The 23,275-nt window shown below is 63.1% G+C and carries 24 protein-coding genes; 13 read left to right on the top strand and 11 right to left on the bottom strand.

Going from position 1 to position 23,275, the window contains the following annotated elements:
* Nucleotides 1–109 precede the first annotated feature (109 nt).
* From T8A63_RS03770 to arsC, 3 genes are read left to right on the top strand one after another with little or no spacing between them, the layout of a single operon-like run.
* On the top strand, nucleotides 110–460 hold the full coding sequence (locus T8A63_RS03770) for a DUF952 domain-containing protein (protein ID WP_067630142.1): 351 nt from the start codon (nucleotides 110–112) through the stop codon (nucleotides 458–460).
* A complete protein-coding gene (locus tag T8A63_RS03765; protein WP_322345018.1) occupies nucleotides 460–1,500 on the top strand; it encodes a quinone-dependent dihydroorotate dehydrogenase in 1,041 nt (346 codons plus the stop codon). The genes T8A63_RS03770 and T8A63_RS03765 overlap by 1 nt, the downstream gene beginning before the upstream one ends.
* Nucleotides 1,497–1,838 (top strand): arsenate reductase (glutaredoxin), encoded by a 342-nt coding sequence (arsC, locus tag T8A63_RS03760; RefSeq protein WP_322345017.1) that lies wholly within the window; start codon nucleotides 1,497–1,499, stop codon nucleotides 1,836–1,838. Before T8A63_RS03765 ends, arsC begins: the two co-directional genes overlap by 4 nt.
* Here the strand turns inward: arsC and T8A63_RS03755 are convergent.
* The 3 genes from T8A63_RS03755 to T8A63_RS03745 are packed head-to-tail and all read right to left on the bottom strand — an operon-like array spanning nucleotide 1,835 to nucleotide 4,141.
* On the bottom strand, nucleotides 1,835–3,172 hold the full coding sequence (locus T8A63_RS03755; RefSeq protein ID WP_322345661.1) for an MATE family efflux transporter: 1,338 nt from the start codon (nucleotides 3,170–3,172) through the stop codon (nucleotides 1,835–1,837). The two genes, arsC and T8A63_RS03755, sit on opposite strands and share 4 nt — an antisense overlap.
* A 37-nt stretch (nucleotides 3,173–3,209) precedes the next feature.
* Nucleotides 3,210–3,722, bottom strand: coding sequence for a PaaI family thioesterase (locus T8A63_RS03750; RefSeq protein ID WP_067938682.1), 513 nt, complete (start codon nucleotides 3,720–3,722; stop codon nucleotides 3,210–3,212).
* Nucleotides 3,719–4,141 (bottom strand): PaaI family thioesterase, encoded by a 423-nt coding sequence (locus T8A63_RS03745; protein ID WP_322345016.1) that lies wholly within the window; start codon nucleotides 4,139–4,141, stop codon nucleotides 3,719–3,721. Before T8A63_RS03745 ends, T8A63_RS03750 begins: the two co-directional genes overlap by 4 nt.
* Before the next feature lie 118 nt (nucleotides 4,142–4,259).
* On the opposite strand from T8A63_RS03745, the gene T8A63_RS03740 reads away from it, so the two are divergent.
* Complete coding sequence (locus tag T8A63_RS03740) at nucleotides 4,260–4,640, top strand: MerR family DNA-binding transcriptional regulator (protein ID WP_322345015.1); 381 nt, start codon at nucleotides 4,260–4,262, stop codon at nucleotides 4,638–4,640.
* A gap of 9 nt (nucleotides 4,641–4,649) precedes the next feature.
* Here T8A63_RS03740 and T8A63_RS03735 read toward each other — a convergent pair whose 3' ends face one another.
* Nucleotides 4,650–4,874, bottom strand: a complete 225-nt coding sequence (locus T8A63_RS03735) for a hypothetical protein (protein ID WP_322345014.1) — start codon at nucleotides 4,872–4,874, stop codon at nucleotides 4,650–4,652.
* 100 nt (nucleotides 4,875–4,974) lie between these two features.
* Nucleotides 4,975–5,742, bottom strand: coding sequence for a helix-turn-helix transcriptional regulator (locus T8A63_RS03730; RefSeq protein ID WP_322345013.1), 768 nt, complete (start codon nucleotides 5,740–5,742; stop codon nucleotides 4,975–4,977).
* Between the two features lie 182 nt (nucleotides 5,743–5,924).
* Between T8A63_RS03730 and T8A63_RS03725 the strand changes: the two genes are divergently transcribed.
* From T8A63_RS03725 to T8A63_RS03695, 7 genes are all read left to right on the top strand, one after another.
* Nucleotides 5,925–6,326 carry a MerR family transcriptional regulator gene (locus tag T8A63_RS03725; RefSeq protein WP_067630105.1) on the top strand — a complete coding sequence of 134 codons (402 nt, stop codon included), beginning with the start codon at nucleotides 5,925–5,927 and terminating at the stop codon, nucleotides 6,324–6,326.
* A 69-nt stretch (nucleotides 6,327–6,395) separates the two neighbouring features.
* A complete protein-coding gene (locus T8A63_RS03720) occupies nucleotides 6,396–8,177 on the top strand; it encodes an acyl-CoA dehydrogenase C-terminal domain-containing protein (protein ID WP_067630102.1) in 1,782 nt (593 codons plus the stop codon).
* Nucleotides 8,178–8,227: 50 nt separating this feature from the next.
* Nucleotides 8,228–8,440 carry a hypothetical protein gene (locus tag T8A63_RS03715; protein WP_067630099.1) on the top strand — a complete coding sequence of 71 codons (213 nt, stop codon included), beginning with the start codon at nucleotides 8,228–8,230 and terminating at the stop codon, nucleotides 8,438–8,440.
* A 17-nt stretch (nucleotides 8,441–8,457) separates the two neighbouring features.
* Nucleotides 8,458–9,609 carry an acyl-CoA dehydrogenase family protein gene (locus T8A63_RS03710; RefSeq protein WP_322345012.1) on the top strand — a complete coding sequence of 384 codons (1,152 nt, stop codon included), beginning with the start codon at nucleotides 8,458–8,460 and terminating at the stop codon, nucleotides 9,607–9,609.
* Nucleotides 9,610–9,746: 137 nt separating this feature from the next.
* On the top strand, nucleotides 9,747–10,385 hold the full coding sequence (locus T8A63_RS03705) for a glutathione S-transferase family protein (protein WP_067630093.1): 639 nt from the start codon (nucleotides 9,747–9,749) through the stop codon (nucleotides 10,383–10,385).
* Nucleotides 10,386–10,403: 18 nt separating this feature from the next.
* The gene (locus T8A63_RS03700; RefSeq protein WP_067630090.1) at nucleotides 10,404–11,618 is read left to right on the top strand and encodes an acetyl-CoA C-acetyltransferase; all 1,215 of its coding nucleotides are present in this window, start codon (nucleotides 10,404–10,406) and stop codon (nucleotides 11,616–11,618) included.
* A 21-nt stretch (nucleotides 11,619–11,639) separates the two neighbouring features.
* On the top strand, nucleotides 11,640–13,844 hold the full coding sequence (locus tag T8A63_RS03695; RefSeq protein ID WP_322345011.1) for a 3-hydroxyacyl-CoA dehydrogenase NAD-binding domain-containing protein: 2,205 nt from the start codon (nucleotides 11,640–11,642) through the stop codon (nucleotides 13,842–13,844).
* Nucleotides 13,845–14,045: 201 nt separating this feature from the next.
* On the opposite strand, the gene T8A63_RS03690 is transcribed toward T8A63_RS03695, so the two are convergent.
* On the bottom strand, nucleotides 14,046–14,687 hold the full coding sequence (locus tag T8A63_RS03690; RefSeq protein ID WP_322345010.1) for a sulfotransferase family 2 domain-containing protein: 642 nt from the start codon (nucleotides 14,685–14,687) through the stop codon (nucleotides 14,046–14,048).
* The gene (locus T8A63_RS03685) at nucleotides 14,684–15,616 is read right to left on the bottom strand and encodes a DMT family transporter (protein ID WP_260010091.1); all 933 of its coding nucleotides are present in this window, start codon (nucleotides 15,614–15,616) and stop codon (nucleotides 14,684–14,686) included. The genes T8A63_RS03690 and T8A63_RS03685 overlap by 4 nt, the downstream gene beginning before the upstream one ends.
* 94 nt (nucleotides 15,617–15,710) lie before the next feature.
* Here T8A63_RS03685 and T8A63_RS03680 point away from each other — a divergent pair, with 94 nt between their 5' ends.
* A complete protein-coding gene (locus T8A63_RS03680) occupies nucleotides 15,711–17,336 on the top strand; it encodes an AMP-binding protein (RefSeq protein ID WP_322345009.1) in 1,626 nt (541 codons plus the stop codon).
* A gap of 84 nt (nucleotides 17,337–17,420) precedes the next feature.
* The gene (locus T8A63_RS03675) at nucleotides 17,421–18,434 is read left to right on the top strand and encodes a hypothetical protein (RefSeq protein ID WP_322345008.1); all 1,014 of its coding nucleotides are present in this window, start codon (nucleotides 17,421–17,423) and stop codon (nucleotides 18,432–18,434) included.
* A 76-nt stretch (nucleotides 18,435–18,510) separates the two neighbouring features.
* Here T8A63_RS03675 and T8A63_RS03670 read toward each other — a convergent pair whose 3' ends face one another.
* The 4 genes from T8A63_RS03670 to T8A63_RS03655 all read right to left on the bottom strand — a co-directional run bounded on the left by T8A63_RS03670 (nucleotide 18,511) and on the right by T8A63_RS03655 (nucleotide 23,271).
* The gene (locus T8A63_RS03670; protein WP_322345007.1) at nucleotides 18,511–19,977 is read right to left on the bottom strand and encodes an SPOR domain-containing protein; all 1,467 of its coding nucleotides are present in this window, start codon (nucleotides 19,975–19,977) and stop codon (nucleotides 18,511–18,513) included.
* A gap of 87 nt (nucleotides 19,978–20,064) precedes the next feature.
* Nucleotides 20,065–20,706, bottom strand: coding sequence for a uracil phosphoribosyltransferase (gene upp / locus T8A63_RS03665; RefSeq protein ID WP_322345006.1), 642 nt, complete (start codon nucleotides 20,704–20,706; stop codon nucleotides 20,065–20,067).
* Nucleotides 20,707–20,776: 70 nt separating this feature from the next.
* Nucleotides 20,777–21,967, bottom strand: coding sequence for a phosphopentomutase (locus T8A63_RS03660; protein ID WP_322345005.1), 1,191 nt, complete (start codon nucleotides 21,965–21,967; stop codon nucleotides 20,777–20,779).
* The gene (locus tag T8A63_RS03655; protein WP_322345004.1) at nucleotides 21,967–23,271 is read right to left on the bottom strand and encodes a thymidine phosphorylase; all 1,305 of its coding nucleotides are present in this window, start codon (nucleotides 23,269–23,271) and stop codon (nucleotides 21,967–21,969) included. Before T8A63_RS03655 ends, T8A63_RS03660 begins: the two co-directional genes overlap by 1 nt.
* Nucleotides 23,272–23,275 lie beyond the last annotated feature (4 nt).

The following is a 23,275-nucleotide window of genomic DNA, read 5'->3' as shown; positions in this document are numbered from 1 at the left end:
TTATGCCGGTATCGTGGCGCGGGGTTTGGTCTGTGTCAAAGGTCATATCACCTGCCCTATGGTCACCCGCGGGTCTTGACCCCGCCCCGCCCGGCGGGCATCAGAAGTCATGCTGATTTTTAAGATATTCCGCGCCGACGAATGGGCGGCGCTGCGCAAGAACGGGGTCTCTGACGGGGCGCCGATTGATGTCACCGATGGCTACGTGCATTTCTCCACCGCCGAACAGGCCGAGGAAACCGCCGCCAAGCATTTCAAAGGCGAAGAGGGTCTGTTCCTACTCGCTCTTGAGGCCGAAAGCTTGGGCGATGCGCTGAAATGGGAGCCGTCGCGGGGCGGTGCGCTTTTCCCGCATCTCTACCGCCCGCTCAAGATCGAAGACGTGGTCTGGGCACAGCCCCTGCCCTTGGTGGATGGCGCTCATGAATTCCCCGCCGGTCTGGGCGCAGCAAGCGCATGATGCCGGTGATCGAAAAAATGGGCCTTAACGCGCTGCACCGGATTGACCCCGAAGCGGCGCATGGGCTGGCGATCCGGGCTTTGCGGGCGGGTTTGGCCCCGGCCCCCGGGCCGCAGACCTCTGCACGCTTACACACAACGGTTGCTGGGCTGGATCTGCCGAACCCCGTCGGGCTGGCCGCGGGTTTTGACAAGAACGCGACCGCGGTCGCCCCGCTTTCCCGCGCCGGTTTCGGCTTTATCGAAGTGGGCGCCGCCACGCCCCTGCCCCAGCCCGGCAACCCGCGCCCGCGTCTGTTTCGCCTGACCGAAGACCGCGCCGCGATCAACCGCTTCGGCTTTAACAACGAGGGGATGGAGGCGATCTGCGCCCGGCTTTCGCGCCGCGGCGCCGGTGTGCCGGTGGGGCTGAACCTTGGTGCGAACAAGACCAGCCCAGACCGCGCTGCCGACTTTGCCCGGGTGATGACCGCCGCGCGCAATCACGTCGATTTCGCGACGGTCAACGTTTCCTCCCCCAACACCGAGAAGCTGCGCGATCTTCAGGGCAAGGCGGCGCTTTCCGCCCTGCTCGAAGGGGTGATGGACGTGCGCGGTGCCACGCCCGTTTTCCTGAAAATCGCCCCCGATCTCAGCGAAGCCGAGATTGAGGATATGGCCGAGGTTGCTCAAAATTCAGGCGTCGCTGCCATCATTGCGACCAATACCACGCTCGACCGGACGGGTCTTGCCAGCGCCCATGCGGCTGAGGCGGGCGGCCTCTCAGGTGCGCCGCTGTTTGAGCGGTCGACTCGCGTCTTGGCGCGGCTGGCGGGGCTAACGGATATTCCGTTGATCGGCGTTGGCGGGGTGTCGGATGCGCAGACCGCCTATGCCAAGATCTGCGCCGGTGCCTCGGCGTTGCAACTCTACACCGCGCTAGTCTTTGGCGGTCTTGGACTGGTGCGCGAGATCACCACGGAGCTTGATGCGCTTTTGGCGCGCGATGGTTTCGCCACCGTGGCCGAGGCCGTGGGCAGCAAACGCGAGGATTGGCTTTGATCACCCTGTGGCACAATCCGCGCTGTTCGAAATCGCGGCAGGCGCTGGCCTTGATCGAAGAGGCGGGCGTGGACGTGAGCCTCCGGCATTACCTCGAAGACGCCCCGACGCGGGATGAGATCATCGCCGCCCGCGACGCTCTTGGCCTCCGCGCGATTGAGATGATGCGGACTGGCGAGAAGGTGTTCAAAGAGATGGGTCTGACCAAGGACAGCCCCGAAGAGACGCTGATCGACGCCATGGCCGCCCATCCAATCCTGATCGAACGCCCCATCGCCTTTGGCCAAAGCGGCGCCGTGATCGGGCGACCGCCGGAAGCGGTGCAAAGGCTGCTCTAGCCCGCCGCGCGTTCCAGTGCCGGATAGCGCAGCCCGAGTGTGATGCCCCGCACCACGAAGGACACCAAGAGCGAAATCCACAGCCCGTGATTGCCCATACTTGGCACCAGCAGCAGCGCCACGGCGACATAGAACAGGAACGACACCAGCATCATATTGCGCATATCGCGCGACCGGGTGGCCCCGATAAAAATTCCATCCAGCATATAGGCCGCGCAGCCCAAGATCGGGGCCGCAACCATATAGGGCAAATAGACCCGCGCAAGGTCTTGCACCTGTGGCGCCTTGGCCATCAGATCAATGATCCCCCCACCCGAAACGGCAAAGACCAGCGCCAGCGCCAAGCTGACCAGCAGCGCCCAAGCGGAGGTCAGCACCGCCCCGCGCCGCAGGACATCACGCTGCCCCGCGCCGCAGGCCCGGCCAATGATCGCCTCGGCGGCAAAGGCGAAACCGTCCAGCCCGTAGGAGGTGATCATCAGGAATTGCAGCAGCACCTGATTGGCCGCCAGCGTCACATCCCCCAAGCCCGACCCCATGAAGAGGAAGGAGACAAAGATCGCCTGCAACAGCAGTGAGCGGATCAGGATGTCGGTATTCACCCGCATCATGCGCGTCCAGCGCGGTCCGTCAAAGACCTGCACCCAATCGCGCCAGGCAGGTTGCGCAAAGGCGGCACGGCAGAACCACAGCCCCAAGGCCGCCCCGCTCCATTCCGCGAGGAAGGTGGCAATCGCCACGCCCTCGACACCCCAGCCAAGGCCCAGCACGAACCACAGGTCCAGCAGAATGTTCAGCCCGTTCATCCAGACCTGCAGTACCAGCACCGCACGGCTGCGCTCCTGCGCGATGAGCCAGCCGGTGATCGCATAGATCGAGATGGCAGCAGGCGCGGACCAGATGCGGATCGCCATATATTGCCGCGCCAGCCCCTCCACCTCCGGTGATCCGGGGGCGAGTTGAAACGACGCCCAAAAGAGCGGCAGTTGCAGCGCCATCAGCGCCAGTCCGGCGCCCGCGCCGATCAGCAGCCCGCGTGTCAGCAGCGCCGCGACCTCGCCCTCTTCGCCATTGCCCGCCGCCTGCGCGGCCAGGCCAACGGTGCCCATCCGCAGAAAGCCAAAAATCCAGTAAAGCGCCGACAGGATGATCGCCCCCAGCCCCACCGCGCCGATGGGTGCCGCGGCCCCCATCTGCCCGACCACGCCGGTATCGACCGCGCCGAGGATCGGCACGGTGGCGTTGGAAATGACAATGGGAACGGCGATCTTAAGCACGCGGCGATGGGTCACCACATCGCGCGCCACCAGCGTGCCACGCTTAACCGCGCGCACCTCTGCCTCGCTGAGCGGCTCGGCTTCGGCTTTAAGGTCAGCCACGCCGCTGCGGCATCAGGAAATGGCCCGTGGCCTGAGCGAAAATGCGGCTGCGGTTGTCCTGCCACGCCTCAACATGAACAGAGGCATAGCGCCGCCCCGACCGGTTGATCCGCGCCCGTGCATAGGCATCGCGCGGCAGACCGGAGCGCAGGTAATCCACGGTGAAATCGATCGTTTTGGGCAGCCGGGGCAAATGATCGGCATCCAGATTGTCCAGATCAAGCGCGCCGCTTTCCATGTCCTCCCAGATCAGCCCCCAGCTTAGGGTGATGATCGCGGTCACCTCCAAGAAGGCCGCCGTTGCCCCGCCATGCAACGCAGGCAGGATCGGGTTGCCGATCAACTGTTCGGAAAAGGGCATGATGCCTGTCAGCTCATCCCCACGGCGCTCAAACTCGATGCCCAGAAAGCGGATATAGGGCACACCTTCGACCATGGCGCGCAGCACCCCGTCGCGGCGTTGCTTGATCACCTGAACCGGCTCTGGCTTGCGATGTTTGGTCATTTGTGGCCCTCCACGGTGAAGGTTCCGGTGGCAGTGGCGACAAGGTTCTCGGCATCCTCATCCGTCGCCGTGGCGCGCACAAAGGCGACCGAGCGGGTCACGTGATAGCAGGTCGCGCGGGTGGTGATCGTCTGGCCCGGCGTGGCGGCGCGCAGGTATTCGATCCGCAGATCCATGGTGGCGGTGGCCGAGGGATTGCTGGGGTGGCTCATCACCGCCGCGCCACAGCAAGTATCCATCAGGGCCGAGACCGCCCCGCCGCTGATCACCCCGGTTTTGGGGTCGCCCACCAGTTTGTCATCATAGGGCATGGTGATCACGGCAGAGCCATCGCCCAACTCCTGCAACTCCATCCCGAGCGCCATGGAATGGGGCAGCGCCTGAATGAACTGTCGCGCCATTTTCAACTTGTCTGACATGCAGCCCACCCCTTTGCGTCTGGTTTTGACCTTTATCATGGGGGGATGGCGAAAGGGCAAGACCACCTGTTGCGCATCCCCGCGCGTGACCATAGTTTGCCTGAAGGGAGTAGATGCTTTGGACGATGAACGCCTGACATTCAAAGAGATGTGCGCGGCATTTGACGTGACGCCACGGACGTTGCGCTATTACGAGTATATCGAATTGCTGCAACCGCAACGCGAGGGGCGCTCTCGGTTCTATGGCCCGCGCGAACGCGCCCGGATGAAGCTGATCCTGCGCGGCCGCAAGTTCGGCTTTGCGCTGGAAGACATCCGGCAGTGGCTGTTGATCTATGAAAAAGAGGGGACCGAGGCGCAGATGCGCACGTGGGTCACCATGGCAGATGGTCAGCTAGAAGAACTGGCCGAGCAGCGCCGCCAGTTGGACGAAGCCATGGCGGAACTGCAAAAGCTGCGCGACGACACCGCCGCGGCAATCGCTTCGAAAGAGGGCTGACCTGCAGCCTCAGCGGCTGCCGGGCTGCGACAACTGCGCGATCAGCATCTGCAAATCCGCGGTGATGCGGATGAGGTCTGAAACCACATCGGGGCTCGCATCGCCCGCCAGATCGAATGCGCTGTTCTCGATGGTTTCGGAAGCGGCTTTCAAATCCGCGACCACGCGTAGGCGCGTCTGCGCATCGGAACCGTTGCCAGCCCCATTCCCTGTCTGTTCTTGTTTTTGTGACATGCTTCGAACCTCTTTGGGTGAAGGACCCGCACCTACAGCCGGTCCGACGCAGGGTCATGTCACGCAGTCACGCGACAATGACGCGGGGTCAGCATACCGCCTAGGGCGGGCCTTCCTTCGGACGGCGCAGCAGCCCCGCGCCCAAGCCCCGGATGGCGGCGGTGGTGCGGTCGTTCACATCAAGCTTGGAGAAGATCCGCCGCACGATCGTATCGACCGTATGAGGCGAAATCCCCAGTATTTCGGCAATGACGCTGTTGCTCTTGCCGGTGGCGATCCACTCCAGCACCTCAACTTCGCGCGGAGAAAGGCCGAAATCGCGTGCCGATTGGCTTTCGGCCAAGGCGCAATAGCGCAGATGCGCGATTTGGGCCGCGCTGAGAAGTTTGTACAAGGCCCCCGGCGACAGACGCGCCTGTTTGGCGGCAAACCCCAGCCCCACAACGGCGGAATCCCCGCCCGGGCCATGCACTTTGAGGGAGATGCCGTCATTCGGGTAGCGCCGCATGAACCCCTTCATATAGACGCTTTCCGCAGGGGTCAGCCGCGCCGCGCCCGCCACATCCGACCAGTACAGCGGCATCACCTGTTGTCGGGCCAGCGCTTCGACAGGGCTTTCGCGCAGCTTCTCTACATCCAGAAATTGCGAATGCCACTGCGGCCCCTCCGCGCCGTTGCCGTTGCCGTTGAACTTATAGAGGATCGCAGGCGCGCCGGGGCTGTCCCCGTGATAGCTGACCAGATCAATCCCAAGCCCTTGATAATAGCCTAGACCACAGGCCAAAATACCCGCAGCGGAGGTGGCGTTCTGCGCGCAGTGGACCAGTTCGTCCAGCGTTTTCGGCCCGTTTTGATCGAGGTTTGCCATCTCCTACCCACTTTGATGCCCAAGCCCATCGGGGGCGGGGGCGCCCCGCCTGTCCCAACCTACAGGAAATCCCCCGCGTATAAAGTGACGCAACGTATCGCTTACGTCAACGTCAACTCCCGTTGTATCAGCAAGGTCAGCCCCCAACTGAAGTCTCGAAACGACGATTGGAGAGTGAAGAGATGACCGCCGACACGCTGACCATTCGCCAGATGTGCGACGCTTTTGAAGTGACCCCGCGGACCCTGCGGTTCTACGAAGCGAAAGAGCTGCTCTTTCCGTTGCGCGAGGGCCAAAAACGCCTTTTTACCAAAAGCGACCGTGCCCGGCTCAAGCTGATCCTGCGCGGCAAACGCTTTGGTTTCAGCCTCGAAGAGATCCGTCAGTTGCTCGACCTCTATCACATGGGCGACCAGCAGCAGACGCAAATCGCCGCAGCCTATGAAATCGCCCGCGCCCGTCTGGCCGACCTCGAATCGCGCCGCGAAGAGCTGAATGAAGCAATCGAAGACCTTAAAGACCAGTTAAAATGGGGGGAAAAGATGATCTCCTCCATGAACCAACCCCGCCGCGCCGCTGAATAAACGCAGCCGAATAACCCCGGCGGCAAGGCCCGCACCCACATCCATAAAAAGACGACCCGGAGAGCAAAGATGCCCAGTTACACAGCCCCCACCAAAGACCTGCAATTCGTTCTGCACGACGTGCTGAAAGTGACCGAAAGCAAGACCCCCGGCTATGATGAGCTGGAGCCTGATTTCACCTCCGCCATTCTTGAAGAAGCAGGCAAGCTGACCTCCGAAGTCCTCGCCCCGCTGAACGCCGTGGGTGACCAAGAAGGCTGCCGCTTGGAGAACGGCGTCGTCTATACGCCCAAAGGGTTCAAAGAAGCCTTTGAAAAGGTGAAAGAAGGCGGCTGGACCGGTCTTGATATGCCCGAAGAATACGGCGGGCAAAACATGCCCTATGTCCTCGGCACCGCCGTGGGCGAAATGTTCTCCGCCGCGAACCAAGCCTTCACCATGTATCAGGGCCTGACCCACGGCGCGGCCTCGGCGATCCTCGCCCATGGTACCGACGCGCAGAAAGACACCTATCTGCCCAAGATGGTCTCTTGCGAATGGACCGGCACCATGAACCTGACCGAGCCGCATTGCGGCACCGATCTGGGCCTGATGCGCACCAAAGCCGCGCCACAGGATGACGGCAGCTACAAAATCTCCGGCCAGAAAATCTTCATCTCGTCGGGTGAACACGACATGGCCGACAACATCATCCATCTGGTGCTCGCCAAGATCGAAGGCGGCCCCGAAGGCATCAAAGGCGTGTCGCTCTTCATCGTGCCCAAGTTCATGGTGAACGAAGATGGCTCTTTGGGTGAGCGCAACGGCGTCTCCGTCGGCTCCATCGAAGAGAAGATGGGCATCCACGGCAACTCCACCTGCGTGATGAACTACGACGGTGCCACCGGCTATCTGCTGGGGACCGAGCACAAGGGCATGCGCGCCATGTTCACCATGATGAACGAAGCCCGCGTCGGCGTCGGCATGCAGGGTCTGGCACAGGCCGAAGTCGCCTATCAGAACGCTGTGATCTACGCCAACGACCGCCTGCAGGGCCGCGCCGTGACAGGTGCTGTGGCCCCTGAAAAGCCCGCCGATCCGCTGATCGTCCACCCCGACATCCGCCGCTCGCTGATGGACCAAAAAAGCTTTGTCGAAGCCGCCCGCGCCTTCATCCTTTGGGGCGCCACGATGATCGACGCCGCCCACCGCGCCGAGGATAAAGACGCCGACGGCCTCGTCTCGCTGCTGACCCCCGTCATCAAAGGCTTCCTGACCGACCAGGGCTACGACATGACCGTGAAGGCCCAGCAGGTCTACGGCGGCCACGGCTATATCGAAGAATGGGGCATGTCCCAGTTCACCCGCGACGCCCGCATCGCCCAAATCTACGAAGGTGCCAACGGCGTCCAGGCGCTCGACCTCGTGGGCCGCAAACTGGCCCAAGACGGCGGCAAACATGTGATGGCGTTCTTTGATCTGGTCAAAGGCTTCATCAAGGACAACGCGGGCCAAGATGCCGAATTCGACGCGGCCTTCCTCGACCCACTCAAGGCGGCCAGCAAAGACCTGCAATCGGCGGGCATGTACTTCATGCAGAACGGCATGAAGAACCCCAACCACGCGCTAGCCGGATCCAACGACTTCATGCATATGTTCGGCCATGTCTGCCTTGGCCTGATGTGGGCCAAGATGGGTCTGGCGGCGAAAGAAGCATTGAAGAACGGCAGCGGCGACGCCACGTTCTATGAGACGAAGCTGGCCACAGGGCGCTACTATATGGCACGGCAGCTGCCCGCCACGGCGTTGCACCTGACCCGCATCCAATCGGGCGCGGATACTGTCATGGCGCTGGAGGCCGCAAACTTCTAAAACGGGTGGTGGGGGCCTGTCCCCCACCCTGCCCAACACCCGGAGAGACCATGCCCAAACGCTTCCGCCTGACCCGCCGCTTCCCCGTCGCCATGACCGAAGAAGGCTACCGCAGGCTCAAGAAGTTCAGCACGGATGCAGGTCTTGATGAAGGGGAAGCGCTGTCGTTCCTGTTCGAGAATTTCAACTCGGTCATGAACGAAGAAAACCTGACCGCGCGGCTGCGCCTGTTCAACGCCGAACTGGAAAGCCGCAAACGCTGAACCCTGGGGAGGGGCGGATGACGCAAGGCAAAACATCCAGCTGGATGACCGACGAACACCAGATGATCGCCGATATGACGGCGCAGTTCATCAACGCCGAATGGGCGCCCAAGTTCGAGAAATGGCGCAAGCAAGGCCAGATGGACCGCGAGACTTGGGCACAGGCGGGTGAACTCGGCCTGCTCTGCCCCTCGGTGCCCGAAGAATATGGTGGTGCCGGCGGTGATTTCGGCCACGAAGCCGCCATCCTGATCGAAGGCTCCCGCGCCAACCTCGCCTCGTGGGGCCACGGCATCCACTCCGGCATCGTGGCGCATTACATCCTCGCCTATGGCACCGAAGATCAAAAGAAACGCTGGCTGCCCAAGATGGTCTCGGGCGAGTTGGTCGGCGCGCTGGCCATGACCGAACCCTCTACCGGATCGGACGTGCAGCGGATCAAAACCAAGGCAATTCGCGACGGCAACGCCTATAAGCTCTCGGGCCAAAAGACCTTCATCACCAACGGCCAGCACGCCAATCTGATCATCGTCGCCGCCAAAACCGACCCCAAGGAAGGGTCCAAGGGCGTCTCCCTCGTTGTCGTCGAAACCGACGGAGCGCAGGGTTTCCAGCGCGGCCGCAACCTCGACAAGATCGGCCTGCACGCCGCCGACACCTCGGAACTGTTCTTCGACAATGTCGAAATTCCACCAGAAAACATCCTCGGCCAAGACGAAGGCCAAGGCTTCTACCAGATGATGCAACAACTCCCGCAAGAGCGCCTGATCATCGGCTGCGGTGCGGTCGGCGCCATGGAAGGCGCCGTGGCGCGCACGATTCAATACTGCAAAGAACGCGAAGCCTTCGGCGGCCCGCTGACACAGTTTCAGAACACCCGCTTTCAACTGGCCGAAGTGAAAACCAAGACTGCCGTATCGCGTGCTTTCCTCGACGAATGTATCACCGAACACCTGCGCGGGGAACTCAGCGTCGATAAGGCCGCAATGCAGAAATATTGGCTCACTGACACCCAGGGGGAAGTGCTCGATGTCTGCTTGCAACTGCACGGTGGCTACGGCTTCATGCAGGAATATGCGGTCGGCGAAATGTGGGCCGACGCGCGGGTGCAGCGCATCTACGGCGGCACCAACGAGATCATGAAGGAACTGATCGCGCGCAATCTCTGACCACGCGCCCAGCCCCGACCGCCGCGCAGAGGTATTTAAGAAAGGATGAAGATAAGGGCGCAAGACCCCCTCTTCATCCTTTGCCAAATACCGTCCGACCGTGCCGCGAACGACGACAGATTAAGGAGGAATGATACATGACCATCCAGCTTTACTGCTTTGGCGAATCCGGCAACGCTTATAAGGCCGCGCTTGCCTTGGAACTCTCTGGCTTGGACTGGGAGCCGGTGAAGGTCGACTTTTTTGGCGGCCAGACGCGGCAGCCCGACTATCGCGCGCAGATCAACAACATGGGTGAGGCCCCGGTGATGATCGACGGCGATCTCCGGCTCACGCAATCGGGCGTGATTCAGGATTACGTCGCGGAAAAGGCGGGCAAATTCGGCGGCGGCGACGCGACGGAACGGCGTGAAATAATGCGTTGGGTGCTATGGGATAACCACAAGCTGAGTGGTGTTGCTGGGATGACTCGTTTCTTGATGAATTTCCTGCCCGAAGACAAACGCCCCGCCGAGGTTATTGCCTTTAGCCAAGGGCGGCTCAAGGCGGCGTACGGCGTGCTGAACGACCATCTCGACGGCCGCGATTGGATCGTGGGCGACGAATTGACCAACGCGGACCTTAGCTGCTGCGGGTATCTTTATTACCCCGAGCCTTTTGGCTTTGACCGCAGCGACTGGCCCCATATCGACGCGTGGCTCACGCGTTTGAGCGAAACACCGGGCTGGAAGGCCCCATACGACCTGATGCCCGGCAGCCCTGCTGACCGCGCCTGACCCTCGGAGGACATGAACATGACCCAAGACGTTTACATCTACGACGCGATCCGCACCCCACGCGGCAAGGGCCGCAAGGACGGCGCGCTGCATGAAGTCACCTCGCTGCGGTTGTCGGCACAGACATTGAACGCGCTGAAAGAGCGCAACAACCTTGAAGGTCATGCCGTTGAGGACGTGATCTGGGGCAACGTCACGCAGGTGATGGAACAGGGCGGCTGTCTGGCACGCTCAGCGGTGCTGGCGTCCGATTTGGACGAGCGTATCCCCGGTTTGGCCATCAACCGTTTCTGTGCCTCCGGCATGGAAGCCGTGAACCTTGCTGCCAACCAAGTTAAAGGCGGCGCGGGCAATGGTTATATCGCTGGCGGTGTCGAGATGATGGGCCGTGTCGCGATGGGCGCTGACGGTGCCGCGATTGCCGTGGACCCGACGCTGGCGATGGAGAAATACTTCGTGCCGCAGGGTATATCGGCCGATATCATTGCCACCGAATTCGGTTTCACCCGTGACGAGGCCGACCAGTTGGCCATGCAGTCCCAGCAGCGCGCGGCGCGGGCTTGGGAAGAGGGCCGCTTTGACAAATCCGTCATCACCGTACGTGATCAGAACGGCCTCGCGATCCTTGACCGTGACGAATACATGCGCCCGCAGACCGACATGCAGTCGCTTGGCGGCCTGAACCCGGCGTTCCAGCAGATGGGTGAGGTCATGCCCGGCTTCGACAAGGTCGCGCTGATGAAATACCCGCATCTGGAGCGGATCAACCACATCCACCACGCGGGCAACTCGTCGGGCATCGTCGACGGTGCTGCGGCTGTTTTGATCGGCAACAAAGAGTTCGGCGAGCAGCACGGGCTGAAGCCCCGCGCCCGCATCCGCGCCACCGCCAAGATCGGCACCGATCCCACCATCATGCTGACCGGCCCCGTGCCGGTGACCGAGAAGATCCTCAAGGACAACGGCATGACCATCGGCGACATCGATCTGTTTGAGGTCAACGAGGCTTTTGCCGCCGTGGTCCTGCGCTTCATGCAGGCCTTTGATGTGGACGACAGCAAAGTGAACGTGAATGGCGGCGGCATCGCCATGGGCCACCCTCTGGGCGCCACCGGTGCCATGATCATCGGCATTCTGCTCGATGAGATGGAGCGCGCTGACAAGGAAGTGGGGCTCGCCACGCTCTGCATCGCCTCCGGCATGGGTGCCGCCACCATCATCGAGCGCGTGTAAGCCGCGTAAGGGAGCAAGAGAATGACCGATTTTACATTGAATAAAGACGCCGACGGCATCGCCACGATCACATGGGACGTGCCGGACAAAAGCATGAACGTGATGTCCTTTGACGGGTTGCGCGATCTGGAGAAGCATATCGACGACGCGCTGGCCGATGACGCCGTGAAGGGCATCGTCATCACCTCGGGCAAGGAAGGGTCTTTCGCCGGGGGGATGGACCTGAACCTGCTGGCCAAGATGAAGGAAGACGCGGGCGACGATCCGGCCAAGGGGCTTTTCGAGGGCACGATGCAGATGCACGCTCTGCTGCGCAAGATCGAGCGCGCGGGCATGGACCCCAAGACCAACAAGGGCGGCAAGCCCGTGGCCTGCGTGATCCCCGGCACCGCCGCGGGCATCGGGCTGGAACTGCCGCTGGCCACGCATCGCACCTTTGCGGCGGATAACCCGAAGGCGCGGATTGGCCTGCCGGAAATCCTTGTGGGCATCTTCCCCGGGGCCGGTGGCACCACGCGGATGGTGCGCAAGCTCGGCGCGATGGCGGCCTCGCCCTTCCTCTTGGAAGGCAAAATGGTCGCCCCTGCTGCTGCCCAGAAGGCCGGCATTATTGATGAGGTCAGCGAAGACCCGATGGCCGCGGCACGCGACTGGGTGCTGAATGCCAAGGACGCCGATATGGTGAAGCCATGGGATGCCAAGGGTTATAAAATGCCCGGCGGCGCGCCTTATCATCCGGCGGGTTTCATGACGTTCGTCGGCGCCAGTGCGATGGTCAACGGCAAGACACAGGGCGTTTACCCGGCGGCCAAGGCGCTTTTGTCGGCGGTCTACGAAGGCGCGCTGGTGCCTTTCGACACGGCTCTGAAAATCGAAGCGCGCTGGTTCACCAATGTGCTGATGAACCCCTCCTCGGGCAATATGATCCGCTCGCTCTTCCTTAACAAAGAAGCGCTGGAGAAAGGTGCCGTGCGCCCCGAAGGCGTGCCGGACCAGCGCGTGAAGAAACTGGGCGTGCTGGGTGCGGGCATGATGGGCGCGGGCATTACGCTGGTGTCGGTTCAGGCGGGCATCGAGGTCGTGCTGATCGACCAAACCCAAGAAGCCGCCGACAAGGGCAAGGCCTATTCCGCGAGCTATTTCGACAAGGGCATCGCCCGGAAGAAATCGACCGAAGAGAAGAAGGCCAAAGCGCTCGACTTGATCACCGCGACCACCGATCTGGATGCGCTCAAGGGCTGCGACCTGATCATCGAAGCGGTGTTTGAAGACCCCAAGGTCAAGGGCGAGATGACCCAGAAAGTCGAAGCCGTGATCCCCGAGGATTGCATCTTTGCCTCCAACACCTCGACCCTGCCGATCACCGATCTGGCGAAGGCGTCGAGCCGTCAGGAGCAGTTCATCGGCATCCACTTCTTCTCTCCGGTCGAGAAGATGTTGCTGGTGGAGATCATCAAGGGGAAGGAAACCGGCGACCGGGCCGTGGCCAAGGCGCTCGACTATGTGCGCCAGATCCGCAAGACGCCGATCGTGGTCAATGACGCGCGCTTCTTCTATGCCAACCGCTGCATCATTCCCTACATCAACGAAGGTGTGCGCATGGTGCAGGAGGGTGTTGAGCCTGCGCTGATCGAGAATGCGGCCAAGCTCGTCGGCATGCCGCTTGGGCCATTGCAGTTGATGGATGAGACCTCGATCGATCTGGGCGCCAAGATTGCCCGTGCCACCAAGGCGGCGATGGGTGATGAGTACCCCAACGACGATATCGACCCGCTGGTGTTCTGGATGGAGAAAGAGGGCCGTCTGGGCCGCAAAGCGAACGCCGGTTTCTACAGCTATGACGCCAAGGGCAAGCGGATTGGTCTGTGGCAGGGCATGGGCGACAAATACCCCGTGGCCGAGGAACAGCCCGATCTGATCGAAGTGCAGCACCGTCTGCTGTTCTCGCAGACGCTGGAAGCCGTGCGCGCACTGGAGGAAGGCGTGTTGATGGACATCCGTGAGGGTGACGTCGGTGCGATCCTTGGCTGGGGCTTTGCGCCTTGGTCCGGCGGTCCGCTAAGCTGGCTCGACATGATCGGCGCGCCCTATGCGGCGGAGCGTTGTGATCAGTTGACCGAGAAGTTCGGTGAGCGGTTTACTTGCCCCGAGTTGCTGCGCGAGATGGCCCAGAAGAACCAGAGTTTTTACGGTCGGTTCAACCCGGACGCCAGCAAGGCAGCATAAGAGATCGGGGCGCTTCGGCGCCCCTTTTTCGTAGAGGTATGAGGGCCATCGCCTGCCTGCGGGTCGGCGATCCAAGGTGGCCTCGTGCCACTTTATGGCGCAGCAGTGATGTGTGCCCGTAAAGTACCGCCCAGCCTCGCCAAATCGCCTAACCGGGGGGCGGGCAGGCGATGGCCCGGCGCCTGCGGCTTGATTCCGGGCCTAGGGGCCGTCGTCAGCGTAACCAAATCGCGCGATATCCTCGGCGCAAACCTCCGCCACAATATCGCGCAACTCAGGCGTATAGGCCGCAGCCCCTGCTGAGGCATTCACTCGCGGCAATTCCAATTCAAAACCCAGATGCTCGAACAACGGCTGCGCATCCGCTGGGAAATACTCCAACCGGATATAGAGATTACAGTGTTCCCGCCCCGCCGCATCCGCCATATACCGCCGCGCGGGCCAAGCGCGCAGGCTGGCCCGCGTCTGCGGATGCCGCAAAAACCCCGCGAAATCCGACTGCTTCGCCAGACCCACCGCCGGATGGTCGAACCCCTGCCTGCGCAGCCAGCGATAATAGCTCGCCACCCGGTCCCACGGGTTGCGCACCAGCGTGAAGCAAAACAACCCGTCCAACTCCTCAGGCCGCAGCAGCCCGTCGACATCCGCCAGCGTTGAGTGTTTCCAGAGCCGCCCCGCCGCCTGCACGCCTTGCAACCGCCGCCGCCGTTTCAGCGCCTTCGGCGTGTCACCCAGCATCAGGTCGTCCTTCATCGCCCGCCCTTCCAAAGCCAGCGCGAGCGAGGTGCCCCCCGTTTTGGGGATATGCACAAAGACATAGCGACGGCCCCGGCTGATGATCACTCCACCGCCTCCGGCGCGCGCAAGGTAGATGGCTCATCACTGCGCAGCGCGATGACCGCCCCCGCCAGTGCAATCAACGCCATGCCCGCAAAGCCCATGGGCGGCACCTGCTGGTCCCATAGGACATAGGCCCAGAAGCTGGCGAAAATCAGCAGGGAATACTCAAAAATCGCCACATGACCGGCCTCGCCCAATTGGTAGCCGCGCACCAGAAACCCGATGCCGATGAGCGAGCCTACCGCCTGCACCGCGATCCAGAACCACATCGCGCCATCCAGCGGCCCCCATGTGCGGCTGACGAAACCTTCGGGCCCTGCCACCTCCGCACCCGGCAAAACCATGACACCGATGCCGCCCATGACCGCCAACATGCCGAAAAAGCCTGCGGTCATGACCATCGTGCTCTCCCCCTCGCACCATGCCCGCGTCGCCACGGCCCCGATCGCATAGAGCGCCCCGGCCAAGAGCGGCAGAAAGGCCACGGGGTCAAGATCGCTCGGGTCGGGGCGGATCACCATCAACGCCCCGGCAAAGCCCACCGCCACGGCCCCCCACCGCCATGGCCCGACGCGCTTGCCTTGAAACAGGGCCGAGATCATCAGCACGAAGAGCGGCGAGGTGAAAAGCCCGGCCACCACCACGCCGATGGGCAAAAAGGCCAGACAGCCGAAATAGATCAACATGGCCCCGGCCTGAAATAGGCTACGCCCCGCCACGGCCCAGAACCGCCTTGGCCGCAGGATGCCGAAACCAAGGGCCGCCAGCACCATCAGAATGGCCACCGCCATAACACCGCGCACAAAATGAAACTGCCAGAGCGAGCCGCGCTCGGTTATGAAGGGAACGAAGTTATCCGTAAGCCCCAAAGCCGCCATACCGCTCACGGCGCAAAGCGCCGCCAAGCCTGATTTCACCGCTGCGTCTTGCATCTGCCCTCCTTTTCGCTTCTGCCCTCTTTTCAAAGTCACGTCGCGGCAGCAATACTCAACCCCAAATCGCAACCAATGCCTTGGGAGGGGTCACATGGGGTGGATGACGGATGAGCGCGGGCTTGAAAAATGCGCAGCAAATTTTGTGGCGCTAACGCCACTGTCGCATCTGCGCCGGGCGGCAGAGGTCTTTGCCGGGCAAACCGCGGTGATCTACGGTGACCACCGCGTCACCTATGCCCAGTACCATGACCGCTGCACCCGCCTTGCCGCCTTGTTGGCCGAGATCGGCGTGGCTCCGGGCGACGTGGTCGCGACCCTGATCCCCAACCTGCCCGCGCAGGCCGAGGCGCATTTTGGCGTGCCTGCCTGCGGGGCCGTGCTCAACACCATCAACATCCGCCTCGACCCTGAAACGGTGGCCTATATCCTCGACCACGGTGGGGCCAAGGTGCTGCTCGTCGATACCGAATTCCTGGCGCTGGCCGAAGAGGCCTGCGCGCGGATGGACGGCACATGCCCTGCGATCATCGAAGTGCCCGACCCCGCCGTCGGCTTTCCGGCCAGCGGGCGACATCCGCAATACGAAGACCTGCTGGCCGAGGCCAATCCGAACTTTAGCTGGATCATGCCCGACGACGAATGGGAGAGCCTCGCGCTGAACTATACCTCCGGCACCACCGGGCGGCCCAAGGGCGTGGTCTATCACCACCGCGGGGCCTATCTGATGACCATGGGCACGGTCGTCTCTTGGCAGATGGTGCTGCGCCCGGTCTTCATGCAGATCGTGCCGCTGTTTCACTGCAACGGCTGGAACCACACTTGGATGATGCCGCTCTTGGGCGGCACGCTGGTCTGCTGCCGCGACATCACGGCGGGCGCGATCTATGACGCCATCGCGGATCACGGCGTCACCCATTTCGGCGGTGCGCCCATCGTGCTGAACATGCTGGTCAACGCCAGCGCAGAAGACCGCCGCGCCTTCGATCACCGCGTCGAGGTTTTCACCGCAGGCGCGCCGCCAGCCCCCGCAACCCTGTCGAAGATTGAGAAACTGGGTTTCAACGTCACGCAGGTCTACGGGCTGACCGAGACCTTTGGCCATGTCACCGAATGTCTGTGGCAAGGCGATTGGGACGGGCTGCCCGAGGCTGAGCGCACCGGGATCAAAGCCCGCCAAGGCATCGCCATGCCGATGATGGAAGAGATCACGGTGATGGACGCCGAGATGGCCCAGACCCCGCGCGACGGCACCGCACAGGGCGAAATCATGATCCGCGGCAATGCGGTGATGAAAGGCTACCTCAAGAACCCCGAGGCCACCGCCGAAGCCTTTGCGGGCGGTTACTTCCATTCCGGCGACATCGCGGTGCAGCATCCCGACGGCTATATCCAGATCGCCGACCGCGCCAAGGATATCATCATCTCCGGCGGAGAGAATATTTCAAGCGTTGAGGTCGAAGGCGTGCTGATGGGCCACGGCGCGGTCAATCTGGCTGCCGTGGTGGCCCAACCGCATGAGAAATGGGGCGAGGTGCCTTGCGCATTCGTCGAGTTGAAGCCGGGGTCGGAGGCCAGCCAAGAGGAACTCATCACCTTTGCCCGCGAACGTCTTGCCGGGTTCAAAACGCCCAAGCGGGTGGTTTTCGGGGAGTTACCCAAGACCTCCACCGGGAAGATCCAGAAGTTCGAGTTGCGCAAGCAGGCGGCGGACCTCTAAGGCGGGGCATTATGTCACCTGCCATTGCTGATCCCGCAGCGCGTGGTAGAGTGGCGAAAACTGACAGGCCCGCAGCAGAACCCCATGACCGCCTTGACAAAATACGCCCGGCTCGAAGCGACGGGCCTTTGGCGCGCCACGCCCGATGCGCAGCGGCGCGAGGTGATCGTCTCTATCGGTGATGCGACACTGGTGATCAGCGATCTCAAAGATCAGGCGCTGACCCATTGGTCGCTGGCTGCCGTCGACAGGACCAATCCCGGCCAGTCACCCGCGCTCTATCATCCGGACGGCGATCCGGGAGAGACGCTGGAACTGCCCGACAATGAAACCGAGATGATTGAGGCCATCGAAAAGCTGCGCCGCGCCATTAACCGCAGCCGCCCGAAGCCGGGCCGCTTGCGGTGGGTGGGCATGGTCGCCTCTGTCGCCGTGGTGGCGGCGCTGGCGGTCTTTTGGATGCCCGGCGCGCTGCGCGATCACGCGATCAAAGTGGTCCCCGAGGTCAAGCGCGTCTCATTGGGCACGGCGCTGCTGAAGCGGCTTGAACGGGTGTCCGGCCCCGCCTGCGAAAGCCCCGGCGGCAGTGCCGCGCTGTCGCGGCTCACCAAACGCTTGGAGGTGGGGCGCGTGGCGATCCTGCCCGATATGACCCGTGCCAGCCTACATCTGCCGGGGCGTCTTATCGTACTCGACCGCGCGGTGCTGGAGGATTACGAAGAACCCGATGTTGCTGCGGGCTATGTGCTCACCGAAGATGTGGCACGCAGCGAACATGACCCGCTGCGCGCGCTGCTAGAGGCCGTGGGCCTGCGCGAAAACTTCCGCCTGCTGACCACCGGCGATATCTCTTCGGAAGCGCTGGACGCCTATGCCGAGCAACTGCTGATGCGCCCCGCCGCGACACCGAAAGTCGACGCCCAGTTGGCACGTTTTGCCAAGGCCGAGTTGCGCAGCAAACCCTATGCCTTTGCCCGCGACATCACCGGCGAAAGCACCCTGCCCCTAATCGAAGGCGACCCGATGAACGGCAAGCTGACCGCGCCGCTGATGTCGGATGCCGATTGGCTGCGACTGCAAAGCATCTGCGGCGGCTGACTGAACGATCCGCCAAAGAAAAAGGCCAGCCGGGGGGACACCACGGCTGGCCTTTTTGCTTGTCCTTGCAACGCGCTTAGCGGCGCAGATAGGCGTCCCGGTATCCCGCCCGGCGCAGCTGACCAAGCGCCGCTTGGGCCGAGCCACCCGCGATGGGGCCTGCCTGAACGCTGTGATAGGTCTTGCCGCCGCGTGTCTGTTTGCCGATGCGGGCAGGCATGCCCATGGATGCGATCTGACGCGCTGCGCGCTGCGCATTGGCAGGGCTACCAAAGACACCAACCTGCACATAGCCTGCCTTGGTGCTGACCTGCGCTGCCGGGGCCGACCGGCTGGAATAGACCGGTGCAGCCTTCACCGGCGCGGCCTTCACCGGCGCTCTCTTAACCGGGCGGGCATCGCGGTGGATCGGCGCGGCATTGCGGTAGCGCAGAACACGTTTCACCACTTGGCCGTCCCGTTCAACAATCTTGACCACCCCCAGCTTGCGGCGCTGCGTTTCGATATCGAGATAGGGGTAGATCAGCGGTACTTTGGCGGTCACATCTTCGCCAGTGGCCTTGTTCACCAAACGGCGCGGCACGGTCTGGGTCCAGACCAGCAGCATATCGGCGCGGCCTTCCAAGGTCTGCTCGGCGCGGTGCGGGTTCAGACGGTCGTCCTCCCAGACCTTACGATAGCCGTGGGGAACTTTGACGTTTGTCGTGTTCAATCGGTTGATCGCCACATGTTTCGGCACGATCCGTGTTTGGGTGCCCACGGCCCGGGCAAGCGGCGCGCTGACCACCGGCGCCGCAACCACGGCGGGGGCGACGACACGTGCGGGCGCTGCGGCCACGCCGGGCATCATCCCTGCGCTACGGTAAGGCTGAGGGGCCGTGCCGCGCTGTGGGGTGGTGGGCGCAAGACGGCCTGTCACGATAGGTTCGGCCTGCGGGCCACAACGCACGCTATAGCCATCCCCCCGCCGCATATAGCGCTGCGACAGAGGCGAAGCGCCGGGGCAAGCGGTGACGAACCCAGCCGGTGCCGGAGCAGCCAGAGCGACGGGTCGGCTCGGCACCACGGGCACGGGGCGCGGTGCGGTTTCGCGCACGACTTTGGGGGCGGATGCGCGAACCGGGGCCGGAGCCACACGGCGCACCACCTTTTGCGGTGCGGGCCGGGCCACGGGGGCTTGCGGTTTCACCTTGGGCGCTTGCACTTCGGCGACGCGGGTCGGCGGCGTTTTGGCGGGGGCGGCTTCGACCTTGGTCTTCGCTGCTGTTGTCGCCTGTGCAGCCGCCACTTGCACGCCGTTCGTGGGCTGGAAACCACAGATCTGCTGGCGCGCGCGGCTCATGCGGGGGACCCATGACACATCGCCGTCGATGCCCGCACGGATGAACACACATCCCGCGCTGTCGACATATTGCTTGCCCTTGTAGGAAGACGGCGGAAACTCCGCTGGCTGGCTGCGGCTGTCTTGCGCTTGGGTCTGCGATCCGCCGACGCCCAAAGCGGCCACGATCACTGCCATGGCAATACTTTTGGTAAGTGTCATCTAATGCCCCCACACTATCTAGTAGAACGATGCCTCAGCGCGCGGCCTGAGTAAAGCACCACGCGCTGAATAGCGAAACTTACCGGATCACTTTGTGCCGAACATCCGGTCGCCCGCGTCGCCCAGACCCGGAATGATATAGCCCTTCTCGTTCAGCGCCTCATCCAGCGAGGCCGTGACGATGCGCACGTCCGGATGCGCGGCCTTCATCGTGGCCACACCTTCGGGCGAGGCGAGCAGACAAAGGAAGATGATGTTGGTGGCGCCCGCCTGTTTCAGCAGGTTGATCGCCGCGACCGAGGAGTTGCCGGTGGCCAGCATCGGATCCACGGCGATGACCAGACGATCTTCCATCGCCTCGGGCACCTTGAAGTAATACTGCACCGGCTGCAGCGTCTCTTCGTCACGGTAAAGACCAACAAAACCGACCCGTGCCGAGGGGATCAGCTCCAGAACCCCGTCCATCAGCCCGTTGCCCGCGCGCAGGATCGAGATCAGCGCAAGCTTCTTGCCGTCGAGCGTCGGCGCGTCCATCTCCTGCATCGGGGTCTCGACCCGTTTGGTCGTCATCGGCAGGCCGCGCGTTACCTCATAGGCCAAAAGCTGGCTGATCTCGCGCAGCAATTGCCGGAAGGCGGCGGTCGAGGTGGTTTTGTCGCGCATGATGGTCAGCTTGTGCTGCACCAGCGGATGGTCAACGATCGTCAGATGATTGGGGGTATCGGTCATGCGGCAGGCTCCTTTATTTGCCTCGCTTCTAGCCGCACAAGCGCCCCGCTCGCAAGCAAAGGCTGCGCGGCTAGGCTGGCACCTCTACCCCCAGATGCCCGGCGACAAGCGCTGCCACATCAGCAAAACCGATCTGCCCCAGCTCCCCTGCCGCGGTTCCGGCGACCAGCACCGGCACCCTTTCGCGGGTGTGATCGCTGCCCGCCCATGTCGGATCATTGCCGTGATCCGCCGTCACGACCAGCATGTCCCCCTCGCGCAGCGCGGCAATCACCTTGCCGATCTCGGTGTCGAACCACTCCAACGCGCGGGCATAGCCCGACACATCGCGGCGGTGACCGTAAAGGCTGTCGAACTCCACGAAATTGGCGAAGGTCAGGCTGCCGTCTTCGGCCTCATCCAGCAGATCATGCAGATGTTCCATCAGCTTGGCATCCGGCCCTTTGCGCAATTCATCAATGCCTTGCATGGTAAAGATGTCGCCGATCTTGCCCACCGCGTAGACCCGCCCACCGGCGTTTTGCACCCAATTGGTCAGCACTGGTTTCGGCGGCATGATGGCATAGTCGCGGCGGTTCGCGGTGCGCTGGAATGCACCCGGTTCGCCGGTGAAGGGCCGTGCGATGACACGGCCCACCTTCATCTCATGCAGGCGGGGTGCGATGTCTTCGCAAAGCTTCAGCAAACGGTCGAGGCCAAAGGTCTCTTCATGGGCGGCGATCTGGAAAACACTGTCGGCTGAGGTATAGCAGATCGGCCAGCCGCTCCCGCAGTGTTCCGCCCCCAGCCGTTCGATGATCGCCGTGCCGGAGGCGTGGCAATTGCCCAAGATGCCATCGGTGCCCGCCAGCCGCGCGACCTCTGCGGTCAGGTCTGCAGGAAAGGCGGGAGTCTCATCGGGGAAGTAATGCCAAGCCCATGGCACCGGCAGCCCGGACAATTCCCAATGGCCCGAGGGGGTGTCTTTGCCCTGCGAAACCTCCGTCGCAGCCCCCCAGAGGCCTTCGGCCGCAGCACTCAAACCAGGCGCTTCCATCCCGCTGGCGAGCGTCAGCGCGGCACCCAGCCCCAACCGGTCAAGATGCGGCAGGGCAAGCGGTCCGCTCCGCCCCTCTTCTGCCTCTCCCGCGGCACAGGACTGCGCGATATGGCCCAGCGTGTTCGCCCCGGTATCGGGCAGATCGCCGTTAAAGAAATCCCCCGCGTCCGGCGCGCCGCCGATGCCCACGGAATCGATCACGACCAAGAATGCACGTCCCATCAGCCGATCCTTTCCAAGATCAAATCCGGCGCTTTGACCGGCGTATCGCCAAGCGTGATTGCCGCCAGAACCGCCGCTTCCGCCGCATCCGCAGCCGCGTCCCCCGCCGCATGGATCAGCGCCAAGGGCTGGCCCGCACGGACCTCATCGCCCAAGCGCAGCACTTCCGACAGGCCTACTGCCGGGTCGATCTGGTCCGCCTCGACCACCCGGCCCCCGCCGAGATTGACCACCGCCATGCCGAGTGCCGCGCCGTCGATCTCGCTGACGGTGCCGCCGCGCGGCGCAGGCACAGCGCGGATCACCGGAGCTTTGGGCAGGATGCGCCCCCAGTTTTCGGCGAAATCGGCGGGCGCGCCCATGGCGCTCAGCATGCGGGTGAAATGTTCCAATGCGCGGCCATCGCGGACCGCCGCGCGCAGGGCATCGGCCCCCGCCTCGGCACTCGCGGCCAGTCCTCCATTGGCGAGCAGACCGCCCCCCAGTTCAGCCGTTACATCAAGGATTGGCCCGGTGGCCGCTCCGGTTAACACCCGCATCACCTCGGCCACTTCCAGCGCGTTGCCAAGGCTCGGCACCAGCGGCTGGTTCATATCGCTGATCACCGCCGTCGTCGGGCAACCCGCCGCCGTGGCGGTGCCGCTTAGTGCTTCGGCCAAGGCGCGCGCCTGCGACAGTTCCTTCATGAAAGCGCCCGAGCCGACCTTTACATCCAGCACCAACCCATCCAGCCCAGCGGCGAGCTTTTTCGACAGGATCGAGGCGGTGATCAGATCGAGCGAATCCACGGTCGAAGTCACATCCCGCACCGCATAAAGCCGCCGGTCCGCCGGGGCGATGTCGCCGCTGGCGCTGACAATGGCGCAGCCCACGTCCCGCACGACCGCGCGAAACTGCGCCTCTTCCAACTGCGTGCTAACGCCGGGGATCGCCTCGAGCTTATCCAGCGTGCCGCCCGTGTGCCCCAAACCCCGGCCCGAGATCATCGGCACGTAAGCGCCGCAAGCCGCCAGCGCCGGGGCAAGGATCAGCGACACGCAATCGCCCACGCCGCCGGTGGAGTGTTTGTCGAGCACGGGACCGTCCAAATCCCAGTCCAACACCTGCCCCGAATCGCGCATCGCAAGGGTCAAGGCCACCCGGCCCGGCTGGTCCAACCCATTGAGGCAGATGCCCATGGCAAAGGCCCCGGCCTGCGCGTTACTGACACGGCCATCGGCCAGCGCGCCTGCCATCCAAGTCAGGGCCTCTGCATCCAATGCCTCACCATGGCGCAGCCGCGCCAGAATATCCCGCGCGCTCATACGG

Source organism: Sulfitobacter sp. OXR-159 (assembly GCF_034377145.1).
GTDB lineage: Bacteria > Pseudomonadota > Alphaproteobacteria > Rhodobacterales > Rhodobacteraceae > Sulfitobacter.
The sequence above is the reverse complement of the archived record's forward strand: the minus strand, read 5'-3'. Positions and strand labels throughout refer to the sequence as shown.